At 63.7% G+C, this 18379-nt stretch carries 17 protein-coding genes, 2 tRNA genes and 1 CRISPR repeat array; of the genes, 10 read left to right on the forward strand and 9 right to left on the reverse strand.

Going from position 1 to position 18379, the window contains the following annotated elements; translation table 11 throughout:
- Nucleotides 1-129: 129 nt before the first annotated feature.
- Nucleotides 130-491: a CRISPR direct-repeat array (repeat unit 32 nt; unit sequence GTCGCCTCCCATGCGGAGGCGTGGATCGAAAC).
- Nucleotides 492-813: 322 nt separating this feature from the next.
- From J1C48_RS10480 to J1C48_RS10510, 7 genes are all read left to right on the forward strand, one after another.
- Nucleotides 814-2919, forward strand: a complete 2106-nt coding sequence (locus tag J1C48_RS10480) for a molybdopterin oxidoreductase family protein (RefSeq protein WP_207257801.1) — start codon at nt 814-816, stop codon at nt 2917-2919.
- A gap of 331 nt (nt 2920-3250) precedes the next feature.
- Nucleotides 3251-4867 (forward strand): BCCT family transporter, encoded by a 1617-nt coding sequence (locus J1C48_RS10485; protein WP_207257802.1) that lies wholly within the window; start codon nt 3251-3253, stop codon nt 4865-4867.
- Nucleotides 4868-4981: 114 nt separating this feature from the next.
- Nucleotides 4982-5359 (forward strand): fluoride efflux transporter CrcB, encoded by a 378-nt coding sequence (crcB, locus tag J1C48_RS10490; RefSeq protein ID WP_207257803.1) that lies wholly within the window; start codon nt 4982-4984, stop codon nt 5357-5359.
- Between the two features lie 13 nt (nt 5360-5372).
- Nucleotides 5373-6323 carry an NAD-dependent epimerase/dehydratase family protein gene (locus J1C48_RS10495; protein WP_207257804.1) on the forward strand — a complete coding sequence of 317 codons (951 nt, stop codon included), beginning with the start codon at nt 5373-5375 and terminating at the stop codon, nt 6321-6323.
- 184 nt (nt 6324-6507) lie between these two features.
- On the forward strand, nt 6508-7494 hold the full coding sequence (locus tag J1C48_RS10500) for an RluA family pseudouridine synthase (protein WP_207257805.1): 987 nt from the start codon (nt 6508-6510) through the stop codon (nt 7492-7494).
- The gene (locus tag J1C48_RS10505) at nt 7487-8170 is read left to right on the forward strand and encodes an HAD-IA family hydrolase (RefSeq protein WP_425523496.1); all 684 of its coding nucleotides are present in this window, start codon (nt 7487-7489) and stop codon (nt 8168-8170) included. Before J1C48_RS10500 ends, J1C48_RS10505 begins: the two co-directional genes overlap by 8 nt.
- 105 nt (nt 8171-8275) lie before the next feature.
- Nucleotides 8276-9010, forward strand: a complete 735-nt coding sequence (locus tag J1C48_RS10510) for an ATP12 family chaperone protein (RefSeq protein WP_207257806.1) — start codon at nt 8276-8278, stop codon at nt 9008-9010.
- Nucleotides 9011-9085: 75 nt separating this feature from the next.
- On the opposite strand, the gene J1C48_RS10515 is transcribed toward J1C48_RS10510, so the two are convergent.
- The 4 genes from J1C48_RS10515 to J1C48_RS10530 form a co-directional block, all read right to left on the reverse strand.
- On the reverse strand, nt 9086-10102 hold the full coding sequence (locus tag J1C48_RS10515) for a diguanylate cyclase (protein WP_231081698.1): 1017 nt from the start codon (nt 10100-10102) through the stop codon (nt 9086-9088).
- Between the two features lie 114 nt (nt 10103-10216).
- Entirely contained in the window at nt 10217-10999 is a 783-nt protein-coding gene (locus J1C48_RS10520) for a molybdopterin-binding protein (RefSeq protein WP_207257807.1), read from the reverse strand.
- Nucleotides 10996-11844, reverse strand: a complete 849-nt coding sequence (locus J1C48_RS10525; protein WP_207257808.1) for a cytochrome b/b6 domain-containing protein — start codon at nt 11842-11844, stop codon at nt 10996-10998. Before J1C48_RS10525 ends, J1C48_RS10520 begins: the two co-directional genes overlap by 4 nt.
- Before the next feature lie 270 nt (nt 11845-12114).
- On the reverse strand, nt 12115-12558 hold the full coding sequence (locus J1C48_RS10530; RefSeq protein ID WP_207257809.1) for a YaiI/YqxD family protein: 444 nt from the start codon (nt 12556-12558) through the stop codon (nt 12115-12117).
- Between the two features lie 278 nt (nt 12559-12836).
- On the opposite strand from J1C48_RS10530, the gene J1C48_RS10535 reads away from it, so the two are divergent.
- Nucleotides 12837-13115: an acylphosphatase gene (locus J1C48_RS10535; RefSeq protein WP_207257810.1), complete on the forward strand. Its 279-nt coding sequence runs from the start codon at nt 12837-12839 to the stop codon at nt 13113-13115.
- Here the strand turns inward: J1C48_RS10535 and lipB are convergent, their stop codons facing one another.
- Nucleotides 13116-13862 carry a lipoyl(octanoyl) transferase LipB gene (gene lipB / locus J1C48_RS10540; RefSeq protein WP_207257956.1) on the reverse strand — a complete coding sequence of 249 codons (747 nt, stop codon included), beginning with the start codon at nt 13860-13862 and terminating at the stop codon, nt 13116-13118.
- Nucleotides 13863-14163: 301 nt separating this feature from the next.
- On the opposite strand from lipB, the gene J1C48_RS10545 reads away from it, so the two are divergent.
- Nucleotides 14164-14248, forward strand: a tRNA-Leu gene (locus J1C48_RS10545).
- Nucleotides 14249-14460: 212 nt separating this feature from the next.
- On the opposite strand, the gene J1C48_RS10550 is transcribed toward J1C48_RS10545, so the two are convergent.
- Nucleotides 14461-14536: transfer RNA gene (locus tag J1C48_RS10550), tRNA-Val, on the reverse strand.
- 265 nt (nt 14537-14801) lie between these two features.
- On the opposite strand from J1C48_RS10550, the gene J1C48_RS10555 reads away from it, so the two are divergent.
- Entirely contained in the window at nt 14802-15845 is a 1044-nt protein-coding gene (locus tag J1C48_RS10555) for a sulfotransferase (protein ID WP_207257811.1), read from the forward strand.
- Nucleotides 15846-15900: 55 nt separating this feature from the next.
- Here J1C48_RS10555 and J1C48_RS10560 read toward each other — a convergent pair whose 3' ends face one another.
- The 3 genes from J1C48_RS10560 to J1C48_RS10570 are packed head-to-tail and all read right to left on the reverse strand — an operon-like array spanning nt 15901 to nt 18361.
- A complete protein-coding gene (locus J1C48_RS10560) occupies nt 15901-16341 on the reverse strand; it encodes a GtrA family protein (protein WP_207257812.1) in 441 nt (146 codons plus the stop codon).
- A 23-nt stretch (nt 16342-16364) separates the two neighbouring features.
- On the reverse strand, nt 16365-17351 hold the full coding sequence (locus tag J1C48_RS10565; RefSeq protein ID WP_207257813.1) for a glycosyltransferase family 2 protein: 987 nt from the start codon (nt 17349-17351) through the stop codon (nt 16365-16367).
- Nucleotides 17348-18361 carry an NAD-dependent epimerase/dehydratase family protein gene (locus J1C48_RS10570; protein WP_207257814.1) on the reverse strand — a complete coding sequence of 338 codons (1014 nt, stop codon included), beginning with the start codon at nt 18359-18361 and terminating at the stop codon, nt 17348-17350. Before J1C48_RS10570 ends, J1C48_RS10565 begins: the two co-directional genes overlap by 4 nt.
- Nucleotides 18362-18379 lie beyond the last annotated feature (18 nt).

Consider the following 18379-nt stretch of genomic DNA (forward strand, 5'->3'; position numbering starts at 1 on the left):
GCCCCGATCCTTCACCAGCCTCACTGTCTCAAGCTTGAACTCGCGGCTGAACTTCCTTCTCTGCATTCCAACTCTCCAGTTCCGTTAAACACCTTATCTCGGTGTCCACGAAACCGGCAGCAGGCCAGTGTCGCCTCCCATGCGGAGGCGTGGATCGAAACTTTTGTGCCTGCGATTGTGTTATCAAAGCTTTTTGTCGCCTCCCATGCGGAGGCGTGGATCGAAACTCAAGAAAGAAGGGTCTCGCACTATCGCAAATGCGTCGCCTCCCATGCGGAGGCGTGGATCGAAACCTCGCAAGCTGGATCGCGTAAAAATCAGGAGGCGTCGCCTCCCATGCGGAGGCGTGGATCGAAACAATCGATCCTTGATTTGCACATCCGCGCGCTGAACGTCGCCTCCCATGCGGAGGCGTGGATCGAAACAGCCTAACCGTTTCCAAGCTTTCTCCCGTCCTTCGTCGCCTCCCATGCGGAGGCGTGGATCGAAACAGGCCCGAAAATGTCTGGGTCTTCGTGGGGCCGAGGACCGAACAACCCAATCCTCCGCGATGACGACGACAGCGTTGCTCACGGCTGCGAAGCCAGATCAAGGGTGTCAGTCAGACTTTGAAAATCGGGTCCATCGGCACAAGGGGGGCAGATCGATTCGGATCGATGCCCGATAATCTCCATCTTCATCAAAATTGCCTTTTACGCCACGAAGGTTGTCACGCCTTGCGCTCCCCGCCTTCGCATTTCGTCCTGAACGCCAAAGCGCGTGCAGCCATACGAGCCATGGCGCAAAATGGTAAACTCTTGCTAAGACGGCGACATGACCAAGCCCTTGCCCATCGCCATCGGCCACAGCGCCTGTCCCCACGACTGCCCGTCGACCTGCGCGCTCGACGTGGAGCTGCTGGACGGAGGGCGGGTCGGTCGCCTGCGCGGGGCCGCCGGCAACGACTATACGGCCGGGGTGATCTGCGCCAAGGTCGCCCGTTATGCCGAGCGTATCCACCACGCCAACAGACTTTTGAAACCCCTTCAGCGCGTTGGTGAAAAGGGCGCCGGAGAATGGCGCGAAATCGGTTGGGACGACGCCCTCGACCTGATCGCCGAAGCCTTCGTTACGGCCGAAAGCCGCCATGGATCGGAGGCTGTCTGGCCTTACAATTATGCTGGCACGATGGGGCTGGTGCAGCGCGACGGCATCCACCGGCTGCGCCATGCCAAGCGCTATTCCAACCAGTTCGATTCCATCTGCACCAACATGGCCTGGGGCGGCTGGTTCGCCGGCGCCGGCGCGATGCGTGGCGCCGATCCGCGCGAGATCCAAAAATCCGACTGCGTGGTGATCTGGGGCACCAATGCGGTGGCGACGCAGGTCAATGTGATGACCCACGCGGCCAAGGCGCGCAAGGAGCGCGGCGCCACAATCGTCGCCATCGACATCTACGACAACGCCACCATGAAGCAGGCCGATCTGGCGCTGAAGCTGCGGCCCGGCACCGACGCCGCGCTCGCTTGCGCGCTGATGCATATCGCCTTTCGCGATAACACCGCCGACCGCGACTATCTGGCCCGCTACACCGACGATCCGGCCGGGCTCGAAGCTCATTTGACGGCCCGCTCGCCGGACTGGGCCGCGGCGATCACCGGGCTGACGGCGGAATCGATCGAGGCGTTTGCCGCGCTGATCGGCCAGACGCCGCGCAGCTTCTTCCGGCTCGGCTATGGTTTTACCCGCCAGCGCAACGGCGCCCTCGCCATGCATGCGGCGCTGTCGGTGCCGGCGGTCTATGGCCATTGGCGGTACGAGGGCGGCGGCGCCTTCCATTCCAATTCCGATATTTTCGGTCTTAATCGGGCGAAGATCATGGGGACGGCCGACCGCGACCCGGCGATCCGCCATCTCGATCAGTCGCGGATCGGGGCGGTTCTGACCGGCGATCGGGGCGCGCTGTCAAACGGCCCTCCGGTGGCCGCGATGCTGATCCAGAACACCAATCCGGTGAATGTCTGTCCCGAGCAGCGCTTGGTGCGCCAGGGCTTTGCGCGGACCGATCTGTTCGTCGCGGTGCATGAGCAGTTCATGACCGACACGGCCAAGCTGGCCGATCTGGTGATTCCGGCGACGATGTTTCTGGAGCACGACGATATTTATCGCGGCGGCGGGCAGAACCACATCGTGCTCGGCCCCAAGCTCGTCGATCCGCCGGCAACGGTGCGCACCAACCATTTCGTCGTCGAAGAGCTGGCCAAGCGTCTCGGCGTCGCCGATCGGCCGGGCTTCGGCCTCACCGCGCGCCAGCTGATCGACGACCTGCTGAAGGCGAGCGGCGCGCCCGGCGGCTATGATGCCTTGAAGACCGGGCGCTGGATCGACAAGCAGCCGGATTTCGAGACGGCGCATTTTTTGACCGGTTTCGGCTGGCCGGACGGCAAGTTCCGCTTCAAGCCTGATTGGCGGGGGGCGATGGCGCCGAACCGGCCGCCGCAGAGCCTCGGCCTGCAGGGGCCGGTCGATGCGCTGCCGGTCTTTCCCGATCACGTCGCGCTGATCGAGGAGGCCGACGCTGCGCATCCCTATCGCTTGGCGACCTCGCCGGCGCGCCAGTTCCTCAACTCGACCTTTGCCGAAACCGAGGGCTCGCGTCAGCGGGAAGGTGGGCCGGAGCTGCTGATCCATCCGGACGACGCGGGCCGCGAAGATCTCGCCGACGGCGTGCTGGTGGCGATCGGCAATCAACGCGGTTCGGTGCGGCTGACGCTGAAAGTCAGTGACGCGGTCAAACCTGGCGTGCTCGTCCATGAGGGGCTGTGGGCCAATTCCGATTTCGTCGACGGCGAGGGGATCAACACACTGACCGGCGCCGATCCGGTCGTTCCCTTCGGCGGCGCGGCCTTCCATGACAACCGGGTGTGGCTGCGGGGCTGACGCCTTTAGCGCCGTGCGTCCGGCAGGACGCACAGCGCTCTCGCTCATACGACATCGGCCCGAAAATCGGAATCGATTTTCGGGCCGATGTCGTAGGGTGCAAAATGGGCGTCTTTCCCACCGTTTCTATCGCAACGTGATCCCGTGTTTTGGCTGGTTTCCCGCGCGAAATGTCAGAAAGATTGGAAAAAGCCGCCATCGAATTGCGATTGTGGGGTTGATGCTTGCGGCCGAAAGCCATTTATTCGCGGAAGAAAGTGCGGTTGATCGATTGATTTCCGCTGAAATTGCAGCGGAAGATCGTAATTTTTGAAACAAGAATGAGGTCTCTATGCCTTCGGATCAGGCAGAAATACCCGACGTTTCGGTAACTGATTATGAGATTGGCCAGGACAACATCCAACGCTTTGGCTTGGATATTCACAATCCGGTCTTTCCGATTTCGGCAAGTGTGATCATTGCCTTCGTCGCATTCGCGCTGTTGTTTCCGGCTCTCGCCAACGACTTTTTCGGCTGGCTGCGTCCAGCGATCACGTCCACCTTCGATTGGCTGTTCATCCTCGCCGGCGACGTCTTCGTCCTGTTCTGTCTGGTGCTGGTGGTTTCGCCCTTCGGCAGGATCAAGCTCGGTGGCAAGGATGCGGAGCCGGAATTTGGCTATTTCGGCTGGTTCGCCATGCTGTTTGCCGCCGGCATGGGCATCGGCCTGATGTTCTATGGCGTTTCCGAACCGGTCACTCACTTCACCGCCTCGCTGGCGGGCGGCGCCGACGCGCCGCTGATGGGCGCGGCCGGCGATACCGAGGCGGCTCGCCGGCTGGGCATGGCGGCGACGATCTATCACTGGGCGCTGCACCCCTGGGCGATCTATGCCGTGGTGGCGCTGGGCTTGGCTTTCTTCAGCTACAACTGGGGCCTGCCGCTCACCATGCGCTCGGTGTTCTACCCGATGCTGGGCGACCGGGTGTGGGGCTGGCCGGGCCATATCATCGACATCATCGCCGTCTTCGCGACGCTGTTCGGTCTGGCGACCTCGCTTGGTTATGGCGCGGAACAGGCCGTTGGCGGCCTCAACTATCTGTTCGGCGTGCCCGACGGCATGATCAGCAATATCGTTCTGATCTGCCTGATCACCGGCGTGGCGCTGACCTCCGTCGTTGCCGGTCTCGACGCCGGCGTGCGGCGGCTGTCGGAGATCAACATGGTGCTGGCGCTGCTTTTGCTGCTCTTCGTGTTCTTCGTCGGCCCGACGATGCAGCTCGTTCAGGGCTTCGTCGGCAACACCGTCGCCTATCTGCGCGAATTCGTACCGCTCTCCAATCCGTTCGGACGGCTGGACGACGGCTATCGCACGGGCTGGACGACGTTCTACTGGGCCTGGTGGATGAGCTGGTCGCCTTTTGTCGGCATGTTCATCGCGCGGGTCTCGCGTGGCCGGACGGTGCGCGAGTTCATCACCTGCGTCTTGATCATTCCGACCATCGTTTCGATCATCTGGATGACCGTCTTCGGCGGGACCGCGCTGACCGAGACGATCGGCGGCTTCAACGGCATCGTCGACGCCGCGCTGGAGGTCAAGCTCTTTGAAATGATGGGACAATTGCCGCTCAAGGAGGTTACCTCCTTCATCGGCATCATCCTGGTGATCGTCTTCTTCGTGACCTCGTCCGATTCCGGTTCGCTGGTGATCGACACGATCACCGCCGGCGGCAAGATCGATGCGCCGGTGCCGCAGCGCGTCTTCTGGGCGACCTTCGAGGGCCTGGTGGCGATCACCTTGCTGCTCGGCGGTGGCCTGGCCGCTCTTCAAGCCGCGGCGATTGCCACCGGCTTTCCCTTCGCGATTCTGCTCTTGCTCCTCTGCTGGTCGATCTGGCAAGGACTGCGTGACGAAAAGAAGCAGCCCTTTCTCGAAAAGATGAAGGCGCAGGGCAAAACCACCGCCTGAGTTGCGCTGAGGGCGGGGGATATCTCTTGACCGACTTCGACCGGCGCGATCGTCGCGCCGGCCGCTTCCCCTCTTGCCGTCAGGTCACGGCTCAGTCTCTCAGGGAATCGCGATATGTATGAAGTTCTGCTCGTTGCGCTTGGCGGGGGAATCGGCGCGGCCATGCGCCACTTGTCCGGCGTGGCTGCCCTTCGATTGTTAGGGTCGGGCTTTCCCTATGCCACGATGTTCGTAAACGTTGTCGGTTCCTTCATCATGGGGCTGTTCATCGAGCTTCTCGCCCGACGCTTCGGCGCATCGAACGATCTGCGCCTGTTCGTTGCCACCGGCTTTCTCGGCGGTTTCACCACCTTCTCGTCCTTCTCGCTCGACACGGCGTTTCTTTACGAGCGCGGCGACCTTGCTTTGGCCGCGCTCTATCTGATCGGATCGGTGACGATTGGCGTCGCCGCACTGTTTGCGGGCCTGACGCTCGTGCGCAGCTTCGGCTGACGCAGAGCCTCGCATGCGTATCCTTCTCACCGGATCATCCGGTTGGCTCGGCCGCTTCCTCGCGCCGATGTTGCGGGCGCGCGGCGAGGAGGTCGTGGGGCTCGATGTCGCTCCCGGTGCCGAGACTGATGTCATCGGCTCGGTGGCCGACCGGCCGCTGATCGACCGGGTGTTTGCCGACCATCGGATCGAGGCGGTGATCCATGCCGGCGCGCTGCACAAACCCGACATCGTCCGCTATCCGGCCCAGCGCTTCATCGAGGTCAATGTCACCGGCACATTGAACCTTCTCGAAGCGGCCCTTGCGGCGGGGCACGATCGCTTCGTCTTTACCTCGACGACCTCGCTGATGATCTCGCAAGTGATCCGCGACGAGGCCGGCCCCGCCGCCGTCTGGCTCGATGAAGCGGCGGGGCCGCTGGCGCCGCGCAACATCTACGGCGTCACCAAGCTCACGGCAGAGGGCCTTTGCCGGCTGTTCCACCGACAGCACGGGCTGAGCAGCGTCGTTCTGAGGACCGCGCGGTTCTTTCCGGAAGAAGACGACACGCTCGATCAACTGCCCGGAGAGAATCTCAAGGCGAACGAGTTTCTCAACCGCCGGCTGACTGTCGAAGATTGCGCGCGGGCCCATCTCGCCGCCCTCGACCGGGCTCGGGGTCTCGGCTTCGATCTCTTCGTCGTCTCAGCACCGACGCCCTTTGATCGGTCCGAAACGGCGGCGCTCAAAACCGACGCGGCGGCGGTCATCGCGCGCCATTTTCCGCAGGCGCCGGGGCTTTACGCACAGCGAGGCTGGGCGCTGCCGACGTCGATTGGCCGGGTCTATGATTCCGCCCGAATGGAGCGGGTGCTTGGCTTTCGCTGCGAAACCGATTTCGCCGCGATCCTCCGGGCGTTGGAGACGGGCGCGGACATGCCGTTTGCCCACGACCCATCCTATATCTCGCCGAAGGAGCGCTAGGCGGATCTGAAGCGACGATGGCCGGTGGATGCGCACTTCATTGCCGTCGCGGTCGTCATTCTTTACAGACGCGTCACGGCGAAGACTGGTCTGGCCCCCAAAATGGCTGGCCGACTGCATGAGGCGCGCGAGTCGATGTCGGTGACGCGGCCGAAAACGCAGACCGCAATAGGGCAAGAGCAAGATGGCAGGTGTCGAACAGCGACGGGTGGAGGACGACGAGGCGGGGCTGCGGCTCGACCGCTGGTTCAAGCTTCATTATCCCGGCCTTGGCTTTGGCCATCTGCAGAAGCTGCTGCGGTCCGGACAGATCCGGGTCGATGGCGGCCGGGCGAAGGCCGACACCCGCATCGAGCCGGGGCAGATGATCCGCGTGCCGCCGGTCGGCACCGACGCCAAGGCTGACGCCCGGCCGCTGACCGCCAACACGATGCGCGACCGGCTCGACGGCGATGTCCTCTCGAAAATGCTGATCTATGAGGACGAGAAGGTCTTCGTCTTCAACAAGCCCGCCGGCCTTGCCGTCCAGGGCGGCTCGGGCGTGTCGCGGCATGTCGACAAGATGCTCGAAGCCTGGCGCAACAAGAAGGGGGAAAAGCCCCGCCTGGTCCACCGGATCGATCGCGACACGTCGGGCATCCTCGTCGTCGCCCGCACCCGCGGCGCCGCCACCCAGCTCACCAAGGCGTTTCGCGAGCGCGACACAGAGAAGCACTACTGGGCGATCGTCAAAGGTGTTCCGGCCAAGCGCGAGGGACGCATCTCGACCTATCTGCGCCGCGAACAGACGCCGGATGGGGACCGCATGCGGATCGCCAGCCATGGCGACGAGGGCGCCGATCATGCGCTTTCTCACTACCGGGTGATCGATCAGGTGGCGCAGAATTTCTGCTGGGTCGAAATGCAGCCCCACACCGGCCGCACCCACCAGCTGCGCGTCCACGCCGCCCATATCGGCCATCCGATTCTCGGCGACCCGAAATATTTCGAGCACGACACCAACTGGGAATTTCCCGGCGGCGTGCAGAAGCGCTTGCATCTCCACGCCCGGCGGATCGTCATTCCGCATCCGGACGGCAAGGGCGTCATCGACCAGATCGCGCCGCTGCCCGAACACATGGTCCAGACCTTCAATCTGTTCGGCTTCGACGAAGCCGCGCTGGGTGATTGAGGTGGACGCCGTGAAAGCCATCCTGTTCGACTGCGACGGCACCATCGCCGACAGTGCCGGCCTGATCGCAACGATCATGACCCGCGCCTTCGCGCGCTTCGGCATTGAGCCGCCGACGCCGGAAGCCACACGGGCGATCATCGGTCTGTCGCTGGAAACGGCGGTGCACGCATTGCGCCCGTCGCTGAGAGAGAGCGAATCCCAGACGATCGCCGAAAACTATCGGATCGAATATCGCGCCGAGCGGGCGCGACCCGACTTCACCGAAGAGCTGTTTGCGGGCATGGCGGCGCTACTGACCGATCTGGCGGCGCGCGACGACGTGTTGGTCGGTATGGTCACCGGTAAGTCGCGGCGCGGTGTTGCGGCGCTGACCGCCCATCACGGCCTCACGGCGTGCTTTCATGTCGTGCGCACGGCCGACGACTGCCCCTCCAAGCCGCATCCGGCGATGGTGCTCGAATGCTGCGGCGAATTCGGCCTCGATCCGCAGGCGGCTGTCGTCGTCGGCGACACCACTTTCGATATGCAAATGGCCAAGGCGGCGGGCGCCCATGCGATCGGCGTGACCTGGGGCAGCCATGCGTCCGTGCTCTTGATCCGGGCGGGCGCCGACGAGATCGTCACCGATGTCGCCGCACTGAGCGAAGCGCTGGAACGCTTCATCAGAGCTTGAAGACAACAGGTGGCGAGGCGGAGCGGCTTGCCGGCGCATCGCGTATCGCCATCGGTGCCGTCTCGCCCCATTTGTGACGACTGCACGAGAGAGATAGACGCCACGATGTCGAACAATCCGCTGCTCAACCGTCCCGATCTGCCGAAGCGGTTCTATCAGCATGTCTCGGTCGAACAGGCCTCGGTCGGTTTTGCCGTGGCGCTCGACGGTCGGCCGGTCAAAACGCCGGCGCGCAAACGGCTGGCGGTGCCGCATCGCGCGGTGGCCGAGGTGATCGCCGCCGAGTGGGAGCGGCAGGGTGAGCGGATCGATCCGGCGACGATGCCGATGACCCGCCTCGTCAACACGATCGTCGACGGCATTCTCGATGATCCGGGGCCGGTGCGTGCCGAGATTGCCCGCTTTGCCGAGACCGATATGCTGTTTTACCGCGCCGATGCGCCCGAGCGTTTGGTCGCGCGCCAGCGCGAGCGCTGGGATCCGATCCTCGCCTGGGCCGAAACACGGCTTGGCGCCCGCTTTGTCCTTGCCGGCGGCGTCATGCATGTCGCCCAGCCGCCGGAATCGCTGCAGGCGGTGCGGGTCCATCTCGATCGATTTACGGACGGATTTGGGGTGGCGGCGTTGCACCAGGCGACGACCTTGACGGGTTCGTCGCTTCTCGCTTTGGCCTTGGCCGACGGCCATCTATCGGCTGAGGAGGCCTGGGCGCTCGCCAATCTTGAAGAAGACTGGAACATCGAGCAATGGGGCGCCGACGGCGAGGCGATGGCGCTCCGCGAGCAGCGCTGGCAGGCGCTGCAGGTGGCGGTTCAGCTGCTGCCGTTAAAGGCTGGTTGAGGCGCTCCGCGGACCCGGCCGGGGATGTGGACGGGCGGACGGTACACCGCCAGCGGCTGATCATGCACGGGTCGATCAGGATGTCGAGAGATCGTCGATTTGACGGAACGACTGGCCGTGAGATGCGGGGCTGAGTTCCACCGGCCAGCGCACGCAGGCGCGGCCTGCTTCCTTGGCGGCGTAGAGCGCCGCATCGGCCGCGGCGATCATTTCGGTCGTCGATTGCGGGCCGCAGTCGATACCCGATGTGGCGACGCCAATGCTGAGTGTAAGCCACCGATCCTGGCCAAGGCCGGGATTGAGGATCTTGGCAGCGTCAACCGAGCGTGAGATTCGATTGGCCACCGCGATCGCGCCGATCAAATTGGTCTGCGGCAGGATGACGGCGAATTCCTCGCCGCCGTAGCGCGCGCAGACATCGCGGTCGCGGCGGGTCTCCTCGGTGAGCAGGGCGGCGATGGTTCGCAGGCAGTTGTCGCCGGCGAGATGGCCGAGCGTGTCGTTGTAGATCTTGAAGTCATCGATATCGAGCATCAGCAGCGACAGCGGATGCTGGGTGGACGCGGCGATCCGCCATTCGCCTTCGAGATACTCATCGAACAGGCGGCGATTGGGAATGCCGGTCAGCGAGTCCTGCCGGGCCAAGATCTCCAGCTTGTCCTGGGCCTCTTTCTGCACGGTGATGTCACGCAGTGTCTCGACGACCGCGATCAGCTTGCCGTCCTCGTCATGGATCGGGCCGGCATCAAAAGCGAGATAGCGCGCGCCGCCGGCGATCGGCAGATAGCACCAGTTTTCCGCCGAGAGGATCCCGCGATCGGGATCCGATGAGCAGTCGACGGCGTAGAGTTTGTCGATCTCGGAACTGGCGTTGCGCAGGACAAGATCAGCAAGGCACGGGCGCGGTTCCAGATAAAGGCCTTTCCAATGGAGTTTTGTCCCAACGACCTCGCTGGCCTGGACGCCCGTCAGCCGTTCGCAGGACTTGTTCCAGATCAGCACATGCCCTGTCTCGTCCAACACAAAGGTTGGCACCACAAGATGCTCCATCAAACGTACCGCGAAATCGCGCCGTTGCTTTTTCGCCAGCATGCCGATTCTCCTTAGGGTGCGTTAGTTAAGCAATTCTTTGATAAGGATTGCTTAACTCAACCCGTGATGGTGATCGTCAACATAATTTTTCCATGGCAACAGAATGTGGGCGGATCAGATTCCGGCAAACCAGTCGTAGCCGTTGTCTTCCCAATAGCCGCCATTACCGTAGCCATAGGATGCGAAATCATTCACCAGGGTGATCGACTTGATGTATTTCGCCATTTTATAGCCAAGCTGACGTTCGACACGAACCCGCAGGGGCGCGCCGTTGGAGACCGGCAGAGCCCTGTCGTTGAGGCCATAGGCGAGAATCGTCTGTGGATGGTGCGCGTCCATCAGATCGATCGATTCATAATATTTGATCGGCCCGTCCAACCCCTGTTCCATCGTGTCGAAACACGCGAACACCGCATAGCGCGCGGCCGGCTTCACCTGCGCCTGATCGAGCAGGCGGAAGAGTTGCACGCCGGTCCATTTGGCAATGCAGCTCCAGCCCTCGACGCAGTCGTGGCGGGTGATCTGGGTGCGGCTTGGCATCGCCCGGATCTCATCGAGCGAGAAGGATTGCGGTTTTTCGACGAGGCCGCCGATCGTCAGGCGGTAGCCGGCAAAATGACCGCTGGCGAGCGTCAGATAGTCGTCGTCGGTCGGATCGGTGGTGCCGTTGGGGCGCTGCGGCTGGCGAATTTCGCTTTCGGAATATTCCCGCGCGAGGTCGGTATTGCCGAGCAGCGTGCGCTGCACCCGGTAGGTCACCGAATTGGCCATTTCGAGCACGTTTCTCACGTGCGAGTCGCGGTCGCCGAGGCCATCGAAACAGCCGGTCAGCGAGGCGGTGGAGGCGAGCGTCGCGCCGGTCAGAAACGTGCGTCGCGAAAGGGTAAAGCGGGTCATGAACGCTTCGCCGAAGAGGTGCGGTACCACCCGGTGACGATGGCGCGCAGTTCGTTGAGCGGCCCGGCGAGGACCACCATCAAAATGTGAACGACGAAGAACAGGACGAGGGCGAGCATCACTGCGAAATGAATGGTGCGGGCGGTCTGCCGTCCACCGAAAATGTCGAGGAGAACCGGGAAGAGGGCATCCATCCCCGGCGACATCGTCAGGCCGGTCAGGATCATCACCGGCAAGGCGACGAACAGGACACCGACATAGGAGAGCTTTTGCAGGCCATTGTAGCGGCCATCATGATGGAAACGCAGCCGCAGATGATCGACAATGTCACGCGGCAGGCCTTTCAAGTCGCTCACCGTCGGGATCAGCTCGCGGATGTGGCCGTTGACGATGCTGGCGATCAGCCAGGCGGTGAGCGTCGTCACCAGCACCCAGGCGAAAAAGAAGTGAACGACGCGCCCGGTGGCCAAATCGCGGTAGCTCGGCACCGTCAGCCAGCCCGGAAAGGTCTTGGCGGTCATGCTGCCGTCTTCCGGCACCAGACCGAGCCACCCGGTGGTATCGACGCTCGTGCCGAAGATCGTCGTCACGCCCTGTATCTCATTGCCGACCTTGCGGGCGTCGATGCGAAGGATCGCATTGTCGAAGCCGAAGCCGGACTGCTTGCCGATGTAGAGATCCGGCCGGGCCATGAAGATCTGCAGGCCCGACAACAGCAAGAAGAACAAGCTGATCGCCCAGATCCAATGGGTCAGTCGGGTGGCGAGCTTCTGGCGGTAGATCAGTCGGCCGCGCTTTTGCGAAACCTCGTCGGTGGGGGTGTCGACGCCTGCGATCGTCGTCATGGGGGCTCCTGGTCCAGGCTACCGTATCGGCCCGAACATCGCGATCGCTGTTCGGCAAAGCACGATGCTGAGACTCCATCCTCAAAATGCGCGTGCCAAAATGCGCGTGCATTGTGCGCCCTGCCGGACGCGCGGCGCGTTGTTGTGCGCGTGACGGCTCGAGAGGGACGATCCCGATGATCACTTGGCATGTTCGGTGCCGACCCTCCGAAGGTTTCATGCCGCTCGCTGCATTGTGATGACAATGACGGCGGTGACGCGGTCGCTCATTCAGCGATGACGGGCGAGAATACGGTCGAGGCTTTGAAGAAAGCGTGACCGGTCGGCGGCGGTGAAGGCGGCGTTGTAGCCCTTGCTTTCACCGGTCTCGCGCAGATGCTGCTTGAAGGCGCGCATCGACAGCGCCGTGCCGATCGTCTCGGCGGTGAATTCGCGGCCCGTCGGCCCGAGAACGGAAGCTTTCTTGTCGAGGCTGCGGGCCGCCAGGGGAATATCGGCGGTGACGACGACGTCGCCGGGGGCGCAATGGTCGACGATCCAGTCGTCGGCCGCATCCGCCCCGTCCGGCACGACGACGATGCGGGCCGCGGGAAAGCGCGACGGCTGCATCCCGCCGTTCGAAACCAGCACCACGGCAGCATCGAAGCGCCCGGCCACCGCGATGGCCTCGTCTTTGACCGGACAGGCATCGGCATCGATATAGACGGTGGTCATCGGCGTCTCCGCTCGCGATGGATGTGCATCACTGGCTTGCGGCAAATCGCAGGCAAGGTCAAAGCGCACCGCACGATTTTGGCGGCTGCCGGCCCGGCGGCGTGACCAGCGCGGCCAACGTGCGACAGGGCGGGGGAGCAGGAATAGCCGGGGGAGCGTCTGGCGTTTCTTGGGCGGCCCTTCAAATCCGGCGGGTCTTCTTGATCGACAATCGGCAAAGACGACTATCTGTTCGAAAAAGGCGGCGATCATAGGACCGCAGCGAGGATGGATCGGACATGTCGAAAAGCGTGCACGTCGAAATCACCGGCCGGGTCCAGGGAGTCGGCTTTCGGGCATGGACACAGGAGCAGGCGAAGCGCCTGCAGCTGTCGGGATGGGTGCGCAATCGCCGCTCCGGTGCCGTGGAAGCGGTGTTCAGCGGCGATAGCGAGGCGGTCGAGGAGATGCTCAAGGCCGCCGAGGACGGGCCGGCCGGCAGCAGCGTCAAGGCGGTGAATGTGCTCGGCGAGGTCGAGAGCTATGACGGCGCCTTCGAGGTGCGCCGCAGCGAATAGTCACGTTACGGCGAGTGTCGTCGGGCCGAAGATGCGCTCAAACGTCTGCCGCAGCACGCCATCCACCTCCGGCATCTGGACGAGAATCCCGAGATCGGCAAGGCTGGTCACGCCATGGCCGCGAATGCCGCAGGGGACAATGCCGGAGAAGTGGTCAAGATCCGGATCGACGTTCAGCGCGACGCCGTGGAACGACACCCATTTGCGCAGCCGGATGCCGATCGCCGCGACCTTGTCCTCGGCCACCGCGCCATTTGGCGCAGGGGCGCGTTCGGGCCGTTGCACCCAGACGCCGACCCGGTCCTCGCGGCGCTCGCCGACAATCTGGAACTCGGCAAGCGTCGCGATCAGCCAGGCCTCCAACGCGGCGACGAAGGCCCGCACGTCTGGCTGGCGTCGCTTGAGGTCAAGAAGCACATAGGCCACGCGCTGGCCGGGGCCGTGATAGGTGTATTGCCCGCCGCGGCCGGTCATGTGAACCGGGAAGCGGCGGTCGAGAAGGTCGCCGTCGCTGGCGCCGGTCCCGGCCGTATAGAGCGGCGGATGCTCGACCAGCATCACCGCCTCCTCGGCGCCGCCCTCGGCAATATCGGCAACGCGCCGTTCCATCGCCTCGAGCGCAGCATCGTAAGGCGTCAACCCATCAAACACCATCCAGGCGACGGGTGGGCTCCCGGCCGATGGCCAGAAGCGTTCGGTGGTGGTGAGCAGCCGCGGCTTTGCGGTCGGGGCAGGGATCTCGATCATGGCGCGGATATAACGATTCCAATCGCCGCCGGAAACGAGATTCGCGGAAAGTTTCGACCATGTGCCGCCGATCGCCGCGCCCGCGGCGTTGCCGGCGCCGACCCCTCCGCCGCTGGGCACCACGGCGCCACGGCGAACGCCGTGCTTTTGCCGTCATCGTTGCGTCTTACGTGGGTGGCAAGAGCGGCTTTCCACCTGTCCCGGCTTTTTCGGCGCAGCGGCCAATTTAGCCCTTGTGCGACCCGGCAAGTCTTGTTACACGCCCGCCACCGACGACCAATGGTTCTCGGCAACACGGCGTGCGGTCGTGGCGGAATTGGTAGACGCGCAGCGTTGAGGTCGCTGTGGGGCAACCCGTGGAAGTTCGAGTCTTCTCGACCGCACCATTTTCTCCGAACACTTGCGATGAGAAACGGCTCCACGCCTTCTGTGTGATGGGTCGCCAGTGCTGCGTTGCACACGTCGCCGCCGCAACGTGGTCCCGATCTCGTCGCGGCCGGTTCGATGCCATGCGCTGCGTCCACGCAGCAGCACGGTTGGCCATATGCACCGCTTTTAAAAACGACGCTGTCGATCGCCGTGTCAGGACGAATGGGCGTGGTGGGCAGTGACGGGCTCGAACCGCCGACATCCTCGGTGTAAACGAGGCGCTCTACCAACTGAGCTAACCGCCCGCGCCGTCTTCCCTAGTGTTTTCGGGAGCGGACCGCAAGGGCGGCTTACACGGGGCGGACGCATCGCGGTCGATGCGACGTCGCCGGCAGCGCCGATCCGCTCCATCCTCATCCGCCCCGTCCTCATCCGATAGACGTAGGCCCGTGATCAGACTGTCAGCTTGATTGGTTCCGGCTCGTCAATAGCATCAGATCGCAGAATAGTTTGTGCTTGCGTTATGCAACTCCATCTTGCGGTCGATGTCTTCAAAAGGCTTGCGTGCGAATGAATTTGGGTGATGCTCACGCCCCGATGCTGATCCACATCGGCTATCATAAGACCGGCTCGACATTTCTGCAGACGCAGGTGTTTTCGTCATCTGGACGGGGGTTTTACATGGATCCCGATCGTTCGCGGACCGAGATCGTCCGCGACATCGTCTGGCCCGACGTCTTCGACTTCGATCCGGCCGCGGCGCGGCAGCGCTATCTGCCGTCGCTCGGCGAGGCCCGAGAGGCGGGTGCGACGCTGGTGCTCTCCCATGAGCGGCTGTCGGGTTACCCTGGCAATGGCGGCTTCGACCGTCGCCAGACCGCCGACCGCCTGGCGGCGACCTTTCCTGAAGCAAAGATCCTGATTGTCCTTCGTGAGCAGCGCGCGTTGCTGCGGTCGATGTACAGCCAATACGTCACCGATGGCGGCGACGCATCGATCGACGAGTTTCTCGCATTGCCGCAGCCCCGGCTCGGCCGGATGCCGCATTTTAGGCTGAGCACTTACGACTTCGATCGGCTGATCCTCCACTACCAGTCGCTGTTTTCTCCCGAGCGGGTGCTGGTGCTGCCGTTCGAGATGTTCTGCGCCGATCCGCAGGATTTCTGCGATCGCATCGGCGGCTTTTGCGGCCATCCGCCCCGTCCGCTGACCGACACCGCCTCGATCAATGAAAAGCGGCCGCTCTTGATGCAGCAGGCCCAGCGTTTCGCCAATCGGCATTTTTCGCGCAACGAGCTGAGCGCCTCCGCACTTCTCGATCTGAAGAGTTTGCCAAAAGGCTTTCGGGTGTTTCGACGGGCCTTCGAGGCGGTCACGCCGCGCCAGCTCGAAACCTGGATGAGCCAAAGACTGATGCGCTCGATCGCCCGGGTCGTCGGCGACTATTACGCCGCGAGCAACGCTCGCACCGCGGCGCTCACCGGTCTCGATCTGACGGCCTATGGCTATCCGGTCGGTGACCGCGAGCTTCGCCACGTCGACGCGGCCGGTCGCGATGCGCCGCACGACGAGCCGGGCTGGACGCGTGGTGCGCTCGAAGGGTTGGCGCCGTAGGGCAATCGAAGACGCCTCGGGATCGCTGTTGGCGATCGTCGCGGCACCTCGTCGATCAGAGCGTCAGGGCGTCCTCGTCCGCGTGGTGCTGCGTCGTTCGGATTTGGCCGGCAAACACCCACCAGCGCGAGATGGCGAAATTCCACAAAAACACCAGCGGGACGCTGATGATCTTGGCCGCGAGCGCCGGAACCAGTGTCGACAGGAGCAGCACCAGCAAGGTGCTGAGGCCGAGGCCGCAGAGCATGGCGCCGGCAAATTTTGCCGCCCGAAGCGGCGAGCCCTTCGCGCCGAAAGTGAAGCGGCGATTGAGCGCGTAACTGGCGGCGATCCCGGTCGAATACGATCCGATATTGGCCGGTCCGGCCGGTGCGCCGCACACCACCAAGGCGCTGAACATGGCAAGGTCGAGGAGCGTCGTGACGACGCCGACCGATGCAAAGCGCCAGAGTTTCTGCAACTCGGCATGGCTTGCCGCGGCCTTGATGCGCGTCATCCAATCCAGCCCGGCCGTCCGGCTCATGCGGCGTAGAGGCGACGCCCGCCCGTCGCCTTGATCGAGTCCGGCCCGGCGGTCGCCTCGACGATCACCCGTGGCCGGCCCTTGGCCTGCATGTAGATGCGGCCGACATATTCGCCAATGATCCCGAGGAACATCGCGTTCAGCGAGACCGAGAGCAGCAGTAAGATCGTGGTCGTCGCAAAACCTTGGGGCCAGTTGCTGCCGAAGACGAAATAACCGACGAGATAAAACAGGATGAGCAGCGAGGTCACCGAGGCGACCAGCAGCGCGGTCAGCGAAGCGAGCCGCAGCGGCACCAGCGAATGATTGAGAAAGGCGTCGACGCTGAGGAGAACGAGCGCCTTGAGGCGGAATTTGCTGGCGCCCGCGGTGCGCGATTCGCGATCGTATTCGAAGCCGATCTGGCTGAATCCCATCGCGCTGATCAGCCCGCGAAGATAGGGCGAGGTATCATCCACCAGCCGCAACTCGTCGAGAATACGCCGGTCGACCAGCCGGAATTCGCCGGCATTCGGCGGCAGATCGTCTTCGCTGAGGGCATCGAGCAGGCGGTAGAACAGCCGGCGGGCCATGGCCATCGGCAGACTGTCCGGGAGCTTGCGGCGGATGCCGTAGACCACCTGATGGCCCTGATGCCAGAGCTCCAGCATTTTCGGAATGAGCGAGGGCGGATCCTGCAGGTCGCAATCGATCTGAACGGCGCAGTCGCCGGTTGCCGCCTTGAAGCCGGCCAGGAGCGAGCGCTCGAACCCGACATTGCGGCTGAAGCGGATCACCCGAACGCGCGGATCGGCAGCTGCGAGCGCTTTCAGCAGCGGAAAGGTGCGATCGGTCGAATGATTGTCGGTGAAGATCAGTTCGAGCTCGCATTCCGGCATGTGATCGAAGGTCGTGACGATTGCCCGATAGGCCGCCTCGACATTGTCCTCCTCGTTGAAGGCCGGCACCAGCACGGAAACCTTGGTCTGAGCGGTGGTGGTCATGGGGCGAGGGCTCCCGAAAGTGTGCGATCGGAGTGTTTCACAACGCCGCCGGACGCCGTGTCGTGCTCCAAGAGATGCTGGCGAAAGAGGCGGATCGTCTGCGCCAATCCGTCCGGCAGGGCGATCTGCGCGCGCCATCCGAACAGCTGATCCGCGCGCGCCCCGGAGCCATCGAGATTGGTTGTGCCATTTTGGCCGTGGCCGTCCTCGTAGACGATCTGCCAGCCGTCGGCGCCGGTCATTTCGCGCACCAGCTCCGCGACGTCCGTCATCGTCGGCGCGCTCGGACCGACGATATTGACGATCGCGCCGGGGCCATCCCGCGCCGCCATGGCGAGGAGCGCGCAAACGGCGTCGTCGATATGGACGAGGTTGCGGCGGTCGTGCGGCCGGCGCACGATCGTCTCTTCGCCGCGCAGGCAACGCGAAATCAGCAGCGGCAGGAAATAGTCGGTCGATTGGCGCGGCCCGTAAACCAGCGCCAGGCGGGCGGTGTCGACCGGAAAGGCAAGACGCGGCTGGACGGCTTCGGCGAAATGGGTGCCAGCAAGCAGGCTCGCGCCATAGACGGTGAGTGGCGCCTCGCGCATTTCTTCGCGGTAGGGCGGAGTGGCGGCGCCATATTCTGCCAGCGAGCCGGCCCGGATCATCCGCCGGGGCGGCGTCGCGAGCGTTTCGGCGGCGCGCAACAGGCTGACGAAGCCGGCAATGTCGGCCTTCAGAGACGCGCTGAGGTCGGCGAGATTGTCCTGCCGGGGGCGGCGTGGATTGGCCGCGAGATGGAAGATGATCTCCGGCTGGACGGCGGCGAGGATGCGTCGCAGCAGGCCCTGATTGTTGAGGTCACTGCAATGGAGGGTGACGTTTGCCCGGAGATCGGCCAGCCGGCTGAGGTCGGAGCCCGGCCGCGTCAGAAGATGCACGTCATGGCCGGCGGCAAGGCAGGCTCTGGCGAGATGCGAGCCGATGAAGCCAGCGGCACCGGTGATGAAGACGGGCGTGCGATGCATCGCGTTCAGCTCCTTAAA

The sequence above is a fragment of the Jiella flava genome (genome assembly GCF_017349315.1).
GTDB classification, from domain to species: Bacteria; Pseudomonadota; Alphaproteobacteria; order Rhizobiales; family Rhizobiaceae; genus Jiella; species Jiella flava.

What these genes read in the sequence shown, in the direction of transcription:
- J1C48_RS10570 (WP_207257814.1), bottom strand. Translation starts at nt 18,361, where the DNA reads ATGCATCGCACGCCCGTCTTCATCACCGGTGCCGCTGGCTTCATCGGC.
- crcB (WP_207257803.1), top strand. Translation starts at nt 4,982, where the DNA reads ATGTATGAAGTTCTGCTCGTTGCGCTTGGCGGGGGAATCGGCGCGGCC.
- J1C48_RS10495 (WP_207257804.1), top strand. Translation starts at nt 5,373, where the DNA reads ATGCGTATCCTTCTCACCGGATCATCCGGTTGGCTCGGCCGCTTCCTC.
- J1C48_RS10480 (WP_207257801.1), top strand. Translation starts at nt 814, where the DNA reads ATGACCAAGCCCTTGCCCATCGCCATCGGCCACAGCGCCTGTCCCCAC.
- lipB (WP_207257956.1), bottom strand. Translation starts at nt 13,862, where the DNA reads ATGATCGAGATCCCTGCCCCGACCGCAAAGCCGCGGCTGCTCACCACC.
- J1C48_RS10555 (WP_207257811.1), top strand. Translation starts at nt 14,802, where the DNA reads ATGAATTTGGGTGATGCTCACGCCCCGATGCTGATCCACATCGGCTAT.
- J1C48_RS10565 (WP_207257813.1), bottom strand. Translation starts at nt 17,351, where the DNA reads ATGACCACCACCGCTCAGACCAAGGTTTCCGTGCTGGTGCCGGCCTTC.
- J1C48_RS10520 (WP_207257807.1), bottom strand. Translation starts at nt 10,999, where the DNA reads ATGACCCGCTTTACCCTTTCGCGACGCACGTTTCTGACCGGCGCGACG.
- J1C48_RS10500 (WP_207257805.1), top strand. Translation starts at nt 6,508, where the DNA reads ATGGCAGGTGTCGAACAGCGACGGGTGGAGGACGACGAGGCGGGGCTG.
- J1C48_RS10530 (WP_207257809.1), bottom strand. Translation starts at nt 12,558, where the DNA reads ATGACCACCGTCTATATCGATGCCGATGCCTGTCCGGTCAAAGACGAG.
- J1C48_RS10535 (WP_207257810.1), top strand. Translation starts at nt 12,837, where the DNA reads ATGTCGAAAAGCGTGCACGTCGAAATCACCGGCCGGGTCCAGGGAGTC.
- J1C48_RS10510 (WP_207257806.1), top strand. Translation starts at nt 8,276, where the DNA reads ATGTCGAACAATCCGCTGCTCAACCGTCCCGATCTGCCGAAGCGGTTC.
- J1C48_RS10525 (WP_207257808.1), bottom strand. Translation starts at nt 11,844, where the DNA reads ATGACGACGATCGCAGGCGTCGACACCCCCACCGACGAGGTTTCGCAA.
- J1C48_RS10560 (WP_207257812.1), bottom strand. Translation starts at nt 16,341, where the DNA reads ATGACGCGCATCAAGGCCGCGGCAAGCCATGCCGAGTTGCAGAAACTC.
- J1C48_RS10485 (WP_207257802.1), top strand. Translation starts at nt 3,251, where the DNA reads ATGCCTTCGGATCAGGCAGAAATACCCGACGTTTCGGTAACTGATTAT.
- J1C48_RS10515 (WP_231081698.1), bottom strand. Translation starts at nt 10,102, where the DNA reads ATGCTGGCGAAAAAGCAACGGCGCGATTTCGCGGTACGTTTGATGGAG.